10 protein-coding genes are annotated in these 15,546 nt (G+C 66.2%); 6 read left to right on the forward strand and 4 right to left on the reverse strand.

Annotated elements, in window-relative coordinates:
* Positions 1 to 18 precede the first annotated feature (18 nt).
* Genes LG278_RS04235 through LG278_RS04255 form a run of 5 tightly spaced genes read left to right on the forward strand, consistent with a single transcriptional unit; the run spans position 19 to position 6,254 of the window.
* Positions 19 to 816, forward strand: coding sequence for a Flp pilus assembly protein CpaB (locus tag LG278_RS04235; RefSeq protein ID WP_404391253.1), 798 nt, complete (start codon positions 19 to 21; stop codon positions 814 to 816).
* On the forward strand, positions 813 to 1,982 hold the full coding sequence (locus LG278_RS04240) for a CpaE family protein (protein WP_404391255.1): 1,170 nt from the start codon (positions 813 to 815) through the stop codon (positions 1,980 to 1,982). Before LG278_RS04235 ends, LG278_RS04240 begins: the two co-directional genes overlap by 4 nt.
* The gene (locus LG278_RS04245; RefSeq protein ID WP_404391257.1) at positions 1,979 to 3,355 is read left to right on the forward strand and encodes a CpaF family protein; all 1,377 of its coding nucleotides are present in this window, start codon (positions 1,979 to 1,981) and stop codon (positions 3,353 to 3,355) included. Before LG278_RS04240 ends, LG278_RS04245 begins: the two co-directional genes overlap by 4 nt.
* A complete protein-coding gene (locus tag LG278_RS04250; RefSeq protein ID WP_404391258.1) occupies positions 3,352 to 5,340 on the forward strand; it encodes a type II secretion system F family protein in 1,989 nt (662 codons plus the stop codon). The genes LG278_RS04245 and LG278_RS04250 overlap by 4 nt, the downstream gene beginning before the upstream one ends.
* Positions 5,337 to 6,254: a type II secretion system F family protein gene (locus LG278_RS04255; protein WP_404391260.1), complete on the forward strand. Its 918-nt coding sequence runs from the start codon at positions 5,337 to 5,339 to the stop codon at positions 6,252 to 6,254. Before LG278_RS04250 ends, LG278_RS04255 begins: the two co-directional genes overlap by 4 nt.
* A gap of 2,321 nt (positions 6,255 to 8,575) precedes the next feature.
* Here the strand turns inward: LG278_RS04255 and LG278_RS04260 are convergent.
* Together LG278_RS04260 and LG278_RS04265 are read right to left on the reverse strand one after the other, a co-directional pair.
* A complete protein-coding gene (locus LG278_RS04260; protein WP_404391262.1) occupies positions 8,576 to 12,739 on the reverse strand; it encodes a hypothetical protein in 4,164 nt (1,387 codons plus the stop codon).
* A gap of 284 nt (positions 12,740 to 13,023) precedes the next feature.
* Complete coding sequence (locus LG278_RS04265) at positions 13,024 to 13,569, reverse strand: NADPH-dependent FMN reductase (protein WP_404391264.1); 546 nt, start codon at positions 13,567 to 13,569, stop codon at positions 13,024 to 13,026.
* A gap of 148 nt (positions 13,570 to 13,717) precedes the next feature.
* Between LG278_RS04265 and LG278_RS04270 the strand changes: the two genes are divergently transcribed.
* Entirely contained in the window at positions 13,718 to 14,323 is a 606-nt protein-coding gene (locus LG278_RS04270; protein WP_404391266.1) for a class I SAM-dependent methyltransferase, read from the forward strand.
* Between the two features lie 12 nt (positions 14,324 to 14,335).
* Here the strand turns inward: LG278_RS04270 and LG278_RS04275 are convergent, their stop codons facing one another.
* Entirely contained in the window at positions 14,336 to 14,869 is a 534-nt protein-coding gene (locus LG278_RS04275) for a peptidase (protein ID WP_404391268.1), read from the reverse strand.
* A 285-nt stretch (positions 14,870 to 15,154) separates the two neighbouring features.
* Positions 15,155 to 15,535 (reverse strand): hypothetical protein, encoded by a 381-nt coding sequence (locus LG278_RS04280; protein WP_404391270.1) that lies wholly within the window; start codon positions 15,533 to 15,535, stop codon positions 15,155 to 15,157.
* Positions 15,536 to 15,546 lie beyond the last annotated feature (11 nt).

Below are 15,546 nucleotides of genomic sequence, written 5' to 3' on the forward strand. Positions count from 1 at the left end.
ACAAAGGAAATACTCCGCATGAACCGACGCATCCTTGCCGTGCTGGTCGCTGTCCTACTAGCCATCGGCGGCGCTGTGCTCGTCATCCTCTACGCCAAGAAGGCGGACGAGCGCGCCATCGCGGCCGCCCAGCCGACGGCGGTCTGGATAGCCAAGGAACCGATCCCGGCCGGGACCTCGCTCAAGGACGCCCAGCGGACCGAACTCATCGAGGAGACCCGTGTCGCTGCCAGCGCCGTGCCCAGCGGGGCGCTCACCGAGGTGAGTGCTGACAACAATGCGCTGGTGGCACTCTCAGAGGTACAGGCCGGAGAGTTCCTCATCGCTGCCCGCTTCGGCACGACCCCCGTGGGCTCGAAGGCGATCGAGGTGCCATCCGGCAAGCTCGCCGTGTCAGTAGAGCTCAGCGATCCCGCGCGTGTGGGCACCTTCGTCACACCCGGCACTCGCATCGCCATCTACTCGTCGTACAAGATCAAGGCGCTCGGCGACGACGAGCGATCCAAGGCGATCAACGACAACGACGTAAAGGGCACCAGCGTCCTACTCGACGACGTCCAGGTCATAGGAATGGGCGACTCTCCTCTTGCGGCGCCGGCCTCGAGCGCAACGACGGAGAAGGAGGAAGACAGCAAGGCCAAGTCGAAGGCGGCCAGTTTCCTCGTGACCGTGGCGGTGACTCCGGAGCAGGCCACCAGGCTCATCCATGGCATCAACGAGTACGAGCTCTATGCCGCCTTGCGAGGCTCAGATGCCAAGATCCCCCCGAACGCCCAGGTCAACGACATGACGATCTTCAAGACGGTGCTGCCGTGACGATCCTCTGGGACCTCGACCCGAATGCGGTCGAGACCTACCGGTTCGCGCTCGGCAACGACGTGCAGCAGCTTGATGCTGGAGCCCGAGTGAGCCGCGCCTTGGAAGAGCGCCCCGATCACACCCTGGTCGTCATCGGTCCCGATGTCCCTCTCGACGCTGCCTGCGAGCTTGCGGAGCGAGAGCGGGTCGACCGACCTGAGCTGGGCGTCATCCTGCTTCGGCACAGACTCGATGTCACGGCGCTCGGGCAAGCCCTCCGGAGCGGGGTGCGCGAGGTTGTCCAGGGCGACGACCAGCCTGCCCTCGCCGACGCCGTACGTCGGAGCATGCAGCTGACGGTGCAGCTCGCAGGCCACCACGGCGTTCACGGCGGTCGCGATGGCAAGGTCGTGACCGTCTTCTCGGCGAAGGGCGGGGTCGGCAAGACCACGGTTTCGACGAACGTTGCTGTCGCGCTCGCGTCCGAAGGTGCCAAGACCCTTCTAGTGGACCTGGATCTGATGTTCGGCGACGTGGCGATCAGCCTCCAGCTCGTGCCTCAGAGCACGATCCGGGACGTGGTCTCCATGAGCGGACATCTCGACGAGCAGGGCTTGGCCTCGGTGGTGTCCACCCACTCGAGCGGGCTTGACGTGCTTGCTGCTCCCGCCGACCCCGCCGATGCGGACAGGGTGCCATCTCACGTCGTCATCGAGCTTCTAAGGGTAGCTCGTTCGCAGTACGACTTCGTCGTGGTCGACACGCCTCCCTCTTTCACGGAGCACGTGCTCGCGGCGTTCGATCTCAGCGATGTCACGCTGTTGATCGCGACCCTCGATGTTCCCGCGGTCAAGAACCTGCGGATCGCGATCAACACCCTCGACACCTTGGGAGCGCCGAGTGAGGCGCGCTGCATCGTGCTCAACCGCTCCGACGCGAAGGTGGGCCTCAAGCCAGGGGATGTCGAGACTGCCCTGAAGCAGTCGATCAGCGCGAACATCCCTAACAGTCTGAGTGTGCCGGCATCCGTCAACCGCGGTGTCGCCATTGTGCTGGATGAGCCGAGGAGCCCGGTTTCGATCGCCATCCGTGAGCTCGTCGACGTCGAGATCCGGCAGCGCTTCGGCGGACCCGTGCGCAATGGTGCCAAGCGGTCCTTCAGCCTGCTGAGGAGCAAGAAGTGAGCAACCTCGCTGATCGTCTCGACCAGGCCCGGCAGCTCCAGGGGTCCTTCGGGCAGGGCCCTGCAGCACTGCGTGGGCGCGGTGCAACCCGTCGCGGGGTGGACCCCTTCGCGTTGGTCAAGGAGCGCGTGCATCAAGCTCTGGTGGAGTCGCTTGGGCCTCGCCTGTACGACCCGCACCTCTCAGAGAACGAACTGGCCGCGCAGGTCCGGACCACGCTGCAGCAGGTGATCGATGCCGAGCAGACGCCGCTCTCTCAGGCAGACCGCACGAAGATCGCCCAAGACGTCTCGGACGACATCCTCGGACACGGTCCTCTCGAGCCCTATCTGCGCGACGCCGATGTCACGGAAATCATGGTCAACGGGCCATCCGAGATCTTCATTGAGCGCGACGGGCGCATCTTTCCCGTGGAGGCGCAGTTCTCAGATGCCGCCCATCTGCGTCGAACCATCGACAAGATCGTGTCGCGGGTGGGCCGGCGCGTCGACGAGTCGAGCCCAATGGTCGATGCTCGACTACCCGACGGCTCGCGCGTGAATGCAGTGGTCGCGCCCATCGCGCTCGACGGCGCACTTCTGACTATCCGCAAGTTCGCTGCTGATCCCTTTACAGACCGCGATCTGTTGGCTTTCGGGACGATGACGCAGCAGGTGCGCGACTTCCTCTACGCGTGCGTTCGTGGTCGCCGAAACATCGTCATCTCTGGTGGGACCGGTTCCGGCAAGACGACCACTCTCAATGTGCTCAGCTCGTTCCTGCCCGACGATGAGCGCATCATCACCATCGAGGACTCTGCCGAGCTGCAGCTTCACCAGGAGCATGTGCTGCGCCTCGAGGCGCGCCCCCCCAACATCGAGGGCCGCGGTGCCGTGCCGATCCGTGACCTCGTGCGCAACTCCTTGCGCATGCGCCCTGACCGCATCATCGTCGGGGAGGTCCGTGACGGGGCGGCACTGGACATGCTCCAGGCCATGAACACCGGGCATGACGGCTCGATCACCACGGTGCACGCCAACTCCGCTCGCGACAGTCTCTCCCGACTCGAGACGATGGTGCTGATGGCGGGGGTCGATCTGCCGGTGCGCGCGATCAGGGAGCAGGTGTCGGGCGCGGTGGACCTCATCATTCAGCAGAGCCGCCTCAAGGACGGTTCCCGACGAATCGTCGCTGTGACTGAGGTCGTCGGCATGGAGTCCGACGTGATCACCCTTCAGGACATCTTCACCTTCGACTACTCGGCTGGGCGGGACGAGATGGGACGGTTCCGTGGTCACCTGAGGCCGACGGGGATCCGGCCCAAATTCACCGCCGATCTCAGCGATCTAGGGGTGGAGCTGCCTATGACGATGTTTGCCCGGGGCGGGTTGTGACCAGCTGGTTGCGCCGCATCCGGCTGGTCGTGGTCATCGCCTGCATCATGACTGCGCAGGTCGTCACTGCGCCCGCCGCGAATGCTGCGGACCCGGTGACCGTGGGTTTGAGCGAAGTCAAGGCTGACGCGACGGGCGTCGTCGGAGTGCTTACGTTGCGCAGCAAGTCCGCCGCGCAAGTCGAGCCCGCCAGCCTGCGGGCATCGATCGACGGCGAGCCTGTGCAGGCAATCGTCAAGCAGACGCCCAAGCTCGAGCGTCGCGCGATGCTCGTCATCGACACGAGTGGCTCGATGGGCAGCACCGGCATGGCAACCGTGCGCACCGCCACGGCCGAGTACCTCCAAAACGTGCCGGCCGATGTCCGGGTCGGTGTCACCACGTTTGCAACCACCGCGGGTGTGGACCTGGCGCCGACGCTTGACCGGGCTGCCGTCCAGCGTGTGGTCAACGGATTGGCGGCGCGCGGGGACACCAGCCTCTACGCCGGCATGCGGAGCGCCATCACGTCGCTTGGCCCCAAAGGCGACCGGAGCATCGTCTTGCTGAGTGACGGCGCCGACACGATCGCCGACAACCGCTCGGCCGCCCGAACACAGGTGACGAACCTGTTGAAGAGCGCCGGCGTGCGCACGGACGTCGTGCAGTTCAAGACCGACGACCCCGACGCTGTCGCCGCGATCAAGGGCTTCGCGGCTGCCAATGGCGGCTCGGTCGTCGCCGCTGATGACACCGCAGCCGTGACCGCAGCATTCCGTGACTCAGCGCGAGCCCTAGATGCGCAGGTGCAGTTCTCAATGGCGACCGCGGAGCCCCTGACTGGACCGCACGAGGTGGAGCTGTCAGGGCGAGCCGGCCCGACCGCATTCTCCTTCACACGCACGGTGAACTTCGCTGACGCCGCAACTGTGCCGACACCGTCCGCCTCGGTACCCCAGTCGACTGCGCCTGCCCAGGCCCTTGGCTCCTTCGTGCTGCCCGCTCCCAAGGTCGAGCCGTGGCTCGTCTGGGTCGCGGCCGCACTCATCGGGCTCGGGCTGTTCCTGCTCGTCGGCGTCGTGCTTGCCCCTTCTCTCCAGACACGGAGGGAGCGACGGGTGGCCGGCATCGAGGCTTACGTGGTCGGTCCCAGGACTCGATCCAGGTCCGAGCAGAAGGCGCAGCAGACTGCGGTCACCGAGCAACTCGTGGCCTTCGGAGACACGATGATGAAGGGTCGACGGGGCACGGCCAAGACGATGGCCCTCATCGATCGTGCGGATCTCCCCTTCAGGGCAGGCGAATGGTTCCTGGTGGTGGCGCTCGCCTGCCTGGCTGGTGCCTTCTTCGGCTTTGTCCTCATGCGGGACGCACGTGCGGTGGGACTCCTGCTAGGGGTCGTTGGTGGGGGTCTCCTGGGATTCGCGCTGCCGTCGTTCGTCCTGCGGCACCTCGCGAGCCGGCGGGCGGCGGCCTTCGAGCGGATCCTGCCCGACGTTCTCATGCTCGTCGCCACCAGCCTCCGCAGCGGTTTTGGCCTGCCTCAGGCACTTGACGCGGTCGCGCGAGATGCCGCCGAGCCTGCCGCCAAGGAGTTCTCCCGCGCCCTTGCTGAGACGCGCATCGGCACGGACGTCTCCGATGCCCTCGATCACATGGCCACGCGTATGGACAGCAAGGCGATGCGGTGGGCTGTGATGGCCATCCGCATCCAGCGCGAGGTGGGAGGCAACCTCGCCGATACGTTGACGACGACGGCAGCGACCCTTCGCGAGAGAGAGTCGATCCAGCGTCAGGTCCGCTCGCTGTCGGCGGAGGGGCGGCTCTCCGCGCAGATCCTCATCATCCTGCCCTTCGGGATGTTCCTCTACATGCTGATGGTCAACTACGACTACATCAGCCTCCTCTGGACAACCGGGTTGGGGATAGCCATGATCATCGGCGGTCTCTGCCTCATGGTTGTCGGCGTCGTGTGGATGCGTCGCGTCGTTCGGATCGAGGTATGACGATGAACACCGTCTACGCGGGGGCAGCGCTGTTGGGGCTAGCCCTTCTGGCGGGCGTGCTGACCCTGATTTTTACCTCGAGCGGCCCGACGGGGGTCGCCAAATCCCTGGCCCTCATCGACCAGACGGTGGGGGCTGACACCGTCACTCGTTCGCAGCTACCGGCCAAGGAGCGCTTCGTCCAACCGCTGATGGACAAGATGCGCGGCCTGGCGGTGGCCGTCTCACCCAAGGGCACCGGCGACAGAATCGCCACCATGCTCGACAGGGCCGGGAACCCGAGCCCGTGGACCGTCGAGAGAGTGATGGGTGTCAAGGGTGCCGCCCTCGTCGTGGGTGTGTTCCTCAGCTTCGCCTGGGCTGGACTGTCACTGAAAGGACTTCTGGTTGCTGTCGCGGTTGGGATGGCCGTCTTCTACCTCCCTGACCTGTTCCTCTACAACCTGGCTCTGCGCCGCCAAGAGGAGACGGCCAAGGGCCTCGCCGAGGCGCTCGACATGTTGACCGTCTGCGTGGAGGCAGGGCAGGGCTTTGATGCGGCGCTCATGCAGGTCGCGCGCAACATTGAAGGACCGATCGCAGGGGAGTTCGCGCGAGTTCTTTCGGAGATCCAGATCGGGAGCTCGCGCAGCGAGGCCTTCGCCGCGATGGGCGATCGCGTCGCTCTTCCGCAGGTGAAGAACTTCACCACCGCACTCGTCCAGGCTGATCGCCTGGGCTTGCCTATCGCGACCGTGCTGCGCGAGCAAACCGCCACCATGCGCCTCGTCCGCAAGCAGAAGGCGGAAGAGACGGCTCAGAAGGTGACGGTGAAGATCGTCTTTCCACTGTTGCTCTGCATCTTTCCTGCCCTCTTCATCGTCATCATCGGCCCCGGCGTCATTCGTCTGATGGAGTCGTTCTCAGGCTTCTGATGCCTCGCGGAACCAGAGACGAGCCACGGACCTGGCTTTAACTCCCAGGGCGCGTCCCTTGCCCCCGACTCGTGCCACCGGGGTACGTCGTTTGAACCGTGCGTGGACGGCGTCATCGATCCCCTTCGCCCGTCGTGGCGCGCCGAGGGACCGAGTGGCAGGGCTTGGGGCCTCGGCGGCAGGCGTGCGCCCGGTGGTCAAGGTGAAGATCCTGGGCTCGTCGAGCCCATGAGGGGCGGCGAGCGAGCCGCGGAGCTCAGTAAGGAGCTTTCATGACGGCTCATCGAACCCGTTACCCCCGCTCACGACGGTCCAGCCCTCACCTTGCGATGGTTGCGCACACGATCGGCCGAGTCGTCGTGGCCTCAACGCGAACCGACGGATCACTGTTCGGTCGATGAGCGGGGTACGTCAATTCGTCCACTCGCAAACTGCTGACCAGCACGAACGCAGACGCGAAAGCCCGAATCGAGGAAAGTGGCACGAGTCAGGTCTGATGCCTCGCGGAACCAGAGACGAGCCACAGACCTGGCTTTAACTCCCAGGGCGCGTCCCTTGCCCGTTGCTGAGCCAGATTCAACGCTTGGCCGGAAGGGTGAGGAGAACATGGGCGTTGCTCTGAGCGACAAGGGTCCAGCCCTCTTGCCTCTGTAGGCCTGCTGTTGCAGGGAGGTCCACACCCAGAAGTGCATGCGTGCATCCGGTCTGAAGAAGGTATTGCTCCCAGGTTGGCTGCGCACGCCGGAATCTCATGTAGCCCTCCACCTCGTCGAGCGAGTAGATCTCCGTCCGTCCGTCAATGGTGGGTCGAAGGTGCGGGTGCCTCCAGATGAGCCAGCCACCCAGGCCGTATTCGTTGCATATAACCGTCCCGGATGAAAGCCGGTCAAGTGCTGGGCTGAGCTCGTTGGCGCCGCCTGAGGCAAATGAGGCGCGCGCGGGAGCGATTGCGCCAGCGATCACTAGACCCACCGTCGCAAGGATGACCGTGACGACAGCCTCCGGGCGCCCAAGGGGCTCTCGACGGAGTCCTGAGACGGACTGCAGAGAGATGGCCGCGAGCGGTGCCATGATGGCCGCAGCCACCGGGACAGTCCGGACGTACGCCAGCGCCAGAGCTGTTGCCAGCGCGGTCAACAGAATGCGCGTCCAAGGTACTCTCACCCCGGCGCGCAACCATGGTACGAGGCACGCGGTGCTCAAAATCAGGAAACCCAGAAACCCGGGATTGCCTAGCGAGGGGGGCAGCCACTCTTGAACGAAGTGGGTGTAGCCCCGCACTTCAAGGGGGCTGAGGAGGAGCGCCGGGCCAACTGGCGTTAGCGCTGCCGCGGCGACAGACGCAAGGGGGACAAGCGCAAGCCGAAGCCCACGACGTGCGGTGACGGAGCCGTCCAACACCATGCCTGCCACGGTCACAAATCCGATTGCGGCTCCAACAAACCACATGCCATGACTGCAGGCCCATGCCCAGGAGAGTGGTACTAGCCACCATCTTGGGCGAAGATCTGAAGCCGTTCTAAGCCATGCTGCGGTTACAAGGATCGTCAAGGCGAATGTCACCAGGTGGGGCCGCAAAGAGAAGCTGCTGCTCATAGCGAAGAACGTGCACGTCATCACCAGAGCAGTGATTAGGAGCGAGGCGTGCTCGCGAAGGGTTACCCACAGGATCAGGAGAATTGCCGCCGCCCCCAGTGGGAGGAGCCACGCCACAGCAGGCAAGCCGCCCAGTTGCTGGGCCCAACTCATGGCAAGCTCTGGCAGCCATTCATGAAGGCGCCAGGTCCGCGTGGACTGATTGCTCCAAGGGTCGGGACCGCTGAACGTCCACGTGGCACGTAGGTAGTCACCCGTGGCGATGTGCCAGAACGTGTCAGGGTCCGAGATCGGTGCGAGCGCCGACACGACCATGATCAGGACCAAGACCCCTGGGAGGACCCGTCGAGCTCGCAGCGGAAGTCCGCTGTCAGGCGAGGTCGAATCCGGCTTAGAGCCCATGAGGCTCGACCGTGTAGGGTCCTCCAGGGTCGCTGCCCGGCGCCGATCGGCTGCATTGTCAACTGCCACCCGGAGATCATGACGGAACAAGCGTCCTCCTGAACGCACTTTCGAGAGCAGGGTTCCACCCAGCCTCCGACACCGACCCCTACACGGTGGGGCCCGCCATAGAGTGAGCATCAACATCCTCAATCGCCACGCGGCTTCCCCATGCGCCACGTCAAACTCGCGGATGGCCGGGCCGCCACAAGGCATGTCGCCGACATCCACCTCTGGCTCCAACGATCTTCGCAACGGGCCCTGTTCGCCACGGGGCCCATCCCTCAGCCGGAGTAGCTCCCGGCCAGGTCGGCGATCACGTCCGTTGCGCCATTGGAGTTGTAGAAACTCACCTTTCCGCCTGCGCCGACCTTCACGACCACCATATTGGCGATCGTCTGGCCCGCGGTGAAGTTGAGGTTGGACGCGGACGATCGGGGTGCGTCAGATGGATGGACCGTCAAGAAGCCCCCACTGGTTGGAGCCGCGACCGTGACGTTGATGGCGACCGCGGTTGTACCTGCCGGCAGGCCCGGGATCGTCAGGGTCTTTGTCGACCCGCCGGTGATCTTGCCCTTGGCAACCCCCACTCCCGACCGGGTGTCCATCACGCGAGTCGGGTTGATGCCTGCGAACTCGCCACCTTGTCCCAATGCGTAGTAGCCGGCGAGGTCGGCGATGATGTGGGTGGTGCCACTGGAGTTGTAGATGCTGACCCGGCCGGACCCATCGACCGCAGCTGTCACGAGATTCGGGACCGTCTGCCCCTTGGTGAAGTTGACGCTCGAGACCGTGGGTCGGGGTGAACCGTAGGGATGAACGGAGAGGTAGCCCCCTGTCGAAGGAGCGGTCACCGTCAGGTTGAGGACGATGGCCTTTGTCCCCGAAGGGATACCGGGCACGGTCAACGTGATCGTCTGTCCGGATCCGACTGTGCCGCTGTGCCCCCCGACGCCGCTGCGGGTGTCGAGCACCCGGGTGGGTGCCACCGGAGTGAAGCCCGATCCGAGATCAGGGACAAAGTAGCCAGAGAGGTCTGCGATCAGGTCGCTTGTGCCCGCCGAGTTGTAGAGGCTGACCCGTCCTCCGGATCCCACGCGCACCGTCACCATGTTGGGCACCGTCTTGCCCGCCGTGAAGTTGAGGTTCGACGTGGTGGGACGTGCCTGTCCGTACGGCCAGATGATCACATGTCCGGTTGCCGTCACGTTGGTGGCGGTGACGTTGAGCACGACTGAGCTGACTGCTGCCGGAAGGCCAGGAATGACGACATTGATGGTGCGGCCAGCGCCGACCTTGGCCTTGGCCGCACCAAGGCCAGTCCGCGTGTCCAAGAAGCGTCGCGGCGAGACGGCTGTGTAGGAACCTCGGTTGTTGTCGACGGAGAAGCTCCGCCAGTCGCTCGCGCCGATCTCTGTGCCCGCGACATCGAGCGCGGCCACACGCCATTCCCAGGACCCGGTCGCCATGACAGCCGTGGGCGCATACGCCTGAGCAGCAGTCGGCACCTTCTCTGTCGTTGACGCGCCGCCGGCAGTCCGACGCTCAAAGCGATACGTCACCGCTCCGGGTGTCTCCGACCACGAGAAGTAGGCGCCGTAACCATTCACAATGGCGCCTGCTCCAGGTGCGGTGAGGGTTGGGACGGCTCCACGGGCGAAGAAGCGCCCGCTCGCCGACCACTGCCCGGCCCTGCCGTCGGCGTCGAGCCGAGCGACGCGCCAGACGTAGGCGGCAGAACTGGCCGGCAGTGGAGTGGTGTGGGCATACGCGGCCTGCTTGCTGAGGACGTTGACCACCCGGTTGGTCGACGACCAGTTGATGTCATCGTTCTTGTAGACCTCGAGCTGGTAGCTCCCGGCATAGTCGGTGGCCGCCCACGTGAAGGGCGAGGTGCCGCTCGTGCAACCGCTGGATCCGATGGTCGGGCAGGCTTGCGTCAGAGTCCCGATCGCGCCCTTGGGTGCCGTGAGTGCTGGCGCGGGGCTGGTCTTCACGAACGAGAACGTCCGTGACCACTGGAGCCCGTTGCCTGCGGCATCGACAGCCTGCACTCGCCAGTAGAGCGTCCCCTCGGGGTAGGTCTTGTCCCACGCGGTGTAGGTGGGCTGGTCGACGAGCTGGGTGTCGATCGGCGCCGCGAAGCTGTCAGCGGTAGCGACCTGCACGCGGTACTGCTTCGCAGACTGATTGCTGCGCTCGCTCGTTGCTCCGAAGGTCGTGGCGGCGTTGGTGGCGAGGTAGTCCTGCCAGGTGAAGACGGCCTGGTTGCTCACACTTCCGCCGTGGGTCGGGCTCGTCAGGGAGATCTCCGGAGACAGCTTGCTGAAGGAGTTCGTCGCAGCGGATGCCGTCGAGACGGGATCAGGTGCGCACACCCCGTCCGCTTTGCAGGGCCGCACGTACCAGTAGTACGCCTGCCCGGCCTGGCTGTCCGGCAGGGCGCTCGGAGTGATGGCGCTCGTCGGGTTCCACCGCGTCGAGACGGTGACCGGCACGTTCGTGTAGACGAGGTTGGTCAGCTCGCGGTCTCGGGCGAGATAGACCATGTAGTAGGCAGAGCCAGGCACGGGGTCCCAGTCGAGTATCGGTGTCGATGGCACCCCGTCACATGCCCGGGGGAGGGTCGGCGCGTCGAGGTATGCCGTGCATCCAGTCGTCTGGTCGAGGCCCGTGCCGTCGAGCGCCAGTCTCCGGCCAGCCACCGGGCTCAGGTCCGCGATCGTGAACGTGCCGAGAGAGCCTCTCCCGAGACTGACGTTGCCACTCGTGAAGGCTTCCACCTGCCAGTCGTACTGGCCGGCGGCCATGAGCGTCTTGCCGGTGTCGGTCGCCGACGCGTACGGGTGCTTGTCGCTGAGAAGCGGCGCGTGGCTGTCGGCGAAGAAGAAGCCGCTCCCGTGCACACCGACGTCCACGCGGTAGTAGGCGGCGTTGGCCACCGGAGTCCACGTGAGGGCGGGGAAGCGCGTCGTGGGGGCGGCCCCGGGAGCTGGAGCCGACGGGTCGGGCGCCGAGCCTGTCCCCGCCACCGGTGAGAGGTTGAACGTCCAGTTCGGATACTTCGGCGACACAAAGCCGTTCGCATCAATGGATTGCACGGTCCAGGCGAAAGGGCCGTCGGCTGGGTCCAGCGCCGTCGTCTTCGGCGACCAGCTCAGCGCATAGGTGTCAGCCGTGGTGGTCCTGCCACTGCCATCGGTCAGCGTGACCCGGTACTTCTCCGCATCCTGGGCAGCCTGCCACCTCAATGTCGGCGTGCCCACTGTGGAGCCGTTGGACGGTGAGAGTCGCAGCACCGCGGCGGACGCGTAGACGAACGTCCCGATGGTGGAGTAGATCCCCTGCACGTTGGCCGGCTCGTCGAGCGCACGCACGCGCCAGTAGGTCACGGTGCCCTGTCCAGGTGTGCACTTGTACGCGGCCAGGTCGAAGTACCCGGCGGCATACGTCGTCTGCGGCGTGAAGCACGAGACGAAGGTGCTGAAGTTGGGATCGGTGCTGACGTCGAGCTGATAGCGCGTGGCGTGCTCCACCGGGGTCCACTGGTAGTAGAAGTCGTCGCCCACGGGAGGGGACACGGTGCTGGGTGGGTAGACGAGCGTGGGCTTGTCAGGCCAGTGCCTCTGGAAGTTCTTCAGTGGTGTCACGGCCACCCAGTCGATCGTCTCACCGAGGTTGTTCCGCGCGCGCACGCGCCAGTAGTACTGGTCGTTGAGATACGTCGTGGCCGGGCTGTAGCGGGTGCCCTTGATGTTGACCCTGGTGTCGATGATGGTGTTGAAGTCCTGGTCGGTGCTGACCTGGAGCTCATAGGTCTTGGCTCCCTTGACAGGGCTCCACGAGAGGAAGACATCCTCGACTGCGGTGTTCTCGGCGGGGGTGAGCGTCTGGACCTGCTTCAGCGCCCCGACCGTGAAGGACCACGGGGACGAGAAGGCGGTGTAGAGGCCGTTCGACAGCAGAGCGCGAACGCGCCAGTTGTAGGTGCCGTCGGCCTTGGGGTCGGGCACGACCAATGACGTCGTCTTCGTGGAGTAGGAGGCGGCTCCCACGAAGTCACCATCGGGGTCCACCTCGACCTGGTAGCTCACGGCTGCCTTGACCGCGGTCCACGTGAGCAGGGGTGGCTCGTCCGGCTGGGCCAGGGCCGGTCCGCCGTTTCCGGGCGCGGTCGGGGTCGGGGGCAGCGTCGCGCTCACCGTGATGCCGGCCAGCGCCCACGCGCTGGCCCCGGCCGGACCGTTGGCGCGCACCCTCCAGTAGACCGCTCCGTCGGGCAACTGCACGGTCGGCACGATGTGGCGGTTGGTCGTGGTCTTGGTGAACACCGGTGTGGTGAACGACGAGGAGGAGGCCACCTCGACGTCGTAGGTCGTGGCCTCGGCGACCCGGCCCCACGAGAGCACCGGTGAGCTGCTGACCGTCGAACCCCCCTGCGGTGTCAAGGATGTGGGAGTCGCGGTAGCCGCCTGCGCTGTCCCCACCCCCATGGAGCCCGTCAGTCCGACAACAAGGGCGATGACCAGCATCGCCCTTGACACAGCGGCCCGCGCGAACGCGCGAGGCACCCCATTCCCAGCCATTGCTCCCCTTGCCCACACGTTTGTCCTGGGTCAGGTTAAGAGGTCGGGAACCATCCCGCTTGCGAATCGTAGAAGTCGGCAGGCGACACAGGGAATGCCGCCCGCGTTGGACGCGGACGGCATACCCCTGCAGTTGAGGTGAAGGGTCAGACGGTGGCGACGGCGGGCTCGTCGACGCGCGACGCGAGGGCGTCGAGCAGACCGGCCAATTCGGCGCGGCGCTCGTCACCCACGGTGAGCTCGCCCTCGGGGGTCACGTCCTGGGTGAAGACCAGTCCGGTGGAGCCGACGACGTCAGCCTTGACGTGACCGAGCACCTTGGTGAGGTCGGCGGTCGCGTCGCCGGCGCCGGTCCAGCCGTAGCCGACGAGGGCGACGGGCTTGGCGTCCCACTCGGCGAAGAGGTAGTCGATGGCGTTCTTGATCGGCGCCGGGAAGCTGCGGTTGTACTGCGGCGTCACGACGATGATCGCGTCCGACTCGAAGACGGTGGAGGCCCATGCCTTGGTGTGCGCCTTGGCATAGTTGCCGTTGCGGGGCATGTCCTCCTCGTCGAAGAACGGCAGGGTCGACAGGTCGACGAGCTCGACCTCCCACTTCGAGGCGGGAGCCTGGGCGGCGACCCACTCGGCGACCTTGGGGCCGATGCGGCCCGGGCGGGTGCTGGACACGACGATTCGAAGCTGCTTCACGATTCAACCAACTGCCGGGGTGTCCAGGACATTCCCGGCCGTCTCGCGAGGTTGATGTGAGCCAAGCCACGGACAGGGGCCACATCGGAGTCCCGGGGACGGTAGCGTTGCGCCCCACCCACCGGACCATCCGAGGAGAGCACCGATCGTGAGCGAGGGCACGGAGGCGGCGAGCTATGCCGAGCGGCTGCACACGAAGCAGCACGTCTGGTGGAAGCGCATCCTTCCGGTGCAGCTTCCCTACAGGCTCAACATCAAGCGGCAGCGCCTCGGCCGCACCCTCGACATCGGCTGTGGCATCGGCCGCAACATGAAGGCACTGAGCCCCGACTCCCTCGGCATCGACCACAACACGCAGTCGATCGAGATCGCCAAGCGCGAGGGGATGCGCGCCATGACGGTCGAGGAGTTCCTGGCCAGCGATGAAGCGCGGCCGGCGTCGTTCGATGGCTTCCTCATCGCCCACGTCCTCGAGCACATGGACGAGGACCACGGGCGCGAGCTGCTCCGCACCTACCTGCCCTACCTGCGCCCGGGCGGGTCGGTCTTCATCGTCTGCCCGCAGGAGGTCGGCTACCGCAGCGACCCGACGCACGTGCGCTTCACGACGGGCGAGGACATCGAGCGCGTATGCCGTGAGGTGGGCCTGACGCCCCAGAGCAACTTCAGCTTCCCCTTCCCTCGCCCGCTCGGGAAGGTCTTTATCTACAACGAGTTCTGCGTCAAGGCGACGCTGGAGGCAGCGCCCGCCTGACGCGTGGTCCTCTCAGGACGCGATGAGCAGCGACAGGGCCGCGGTGTCCACGTCGTCACCGGGATCGATGTCGTCCCTGGCCGCCAGGCGCGTCACGGTGCCGTGTGCGTCGGCCTCGATCCAGGCGGCACGGTGGGACAGGCCCAGGTGGGGGAGTCCGGGGAGGAAGAGGCACCCGGACGCGGTCTCGTATTCCGGCACTGACGCGTGGGTGCTCGCCGGCGGGTGGAGCACGGCGAGTCCCGGCGGCTGTTCGGTCGCGAACTGCCCCGGCCTCAGCGGGTGCTCGCCGATCAGCTGACCTTCGGCGATCACGAGCCCGACCGCGTGGTCGGGGGAGTCGTCGGGCACGGCCTCGGTAACTCGGAAGACGGTGCTGCCCGGCGGCAGCATGTGGGGCACGGCCGCCATGCGCACGGCGAGGAGGAGCACCTGGGTCCACTCGACGGTGTCGTCGGGCCAGCGCCCGAAGAGCAGGAACCCCCGCAGGCGGCCATGAGCGCGCATCGGCGCCACCTCCACCTTGGCGTCACGGCCACGGTCCATCAGGGCCTCCTTCGCGTGCGTGACGCCGAGTCCGGCCAGGCCACGTGATCACCGCGAGGTCGGGACGGATCGACAGTCACGCCTTCGTGTAACTCTTGATTGCAGGATGCCACCGCAGCGGTCCATCCGGCGAGGGACTGGCCGATTCGTTGCGTTCCCGAGTCCTGCAGGTCCGCGGCGCGAGCGCGGTGGTGGCCCCGTGCGGATCGGGTGCTCGGAGGTGCAGCCTCGCTCTCCGACGTGCCATGAGCCGGGGTATGCCGTCCGGCTCGCAACGCCGGCGCCTCAGCTCGCGTCGTGCGCTGGGTGGCTCGCGACCCAGGCCTCGAGCGCCGCGACCCGGGCGGTGAGCTCCTCGAGGTCTGGCGGCTGGCGGAGCAGGCGCTGGAGGTGGGCGCGCTCGAGCGGTGAGTCGGGCTGGGCGGCGGGGGTGAGTCCACGACGGATGAGGGTGCGCGCGAGCGTGGAGGGCCCCACGCCGATCTCGGTCGCGAGGTCGGTCAGCCGCTCGAACTCGTCGGTGCTGAGGCGCACCGAGAGCACCTTGGCGCGCTCGATGCCCTGCGCTGCGGACGGCGAGCCAGTGGTGGTCGGGCTTGGGGTGTGCTGAGCCGTGGACGCGTCTGTCCGGCCACGGCTGGATGAGGGTGCGGCTGGCTTGGCCATGTGGGCTCCTC

The sequence above is a fragment of the Humibacillus xanthopallidus genome, assembly GCF_044793955.1.
Taxonomy (GTDB): Bacteria; Actinomycetota; Actinomycetes; order Actinomycetales; family Dermatophilaceae; genus Humibacillus; species Humibacillus xanthopallidus_C.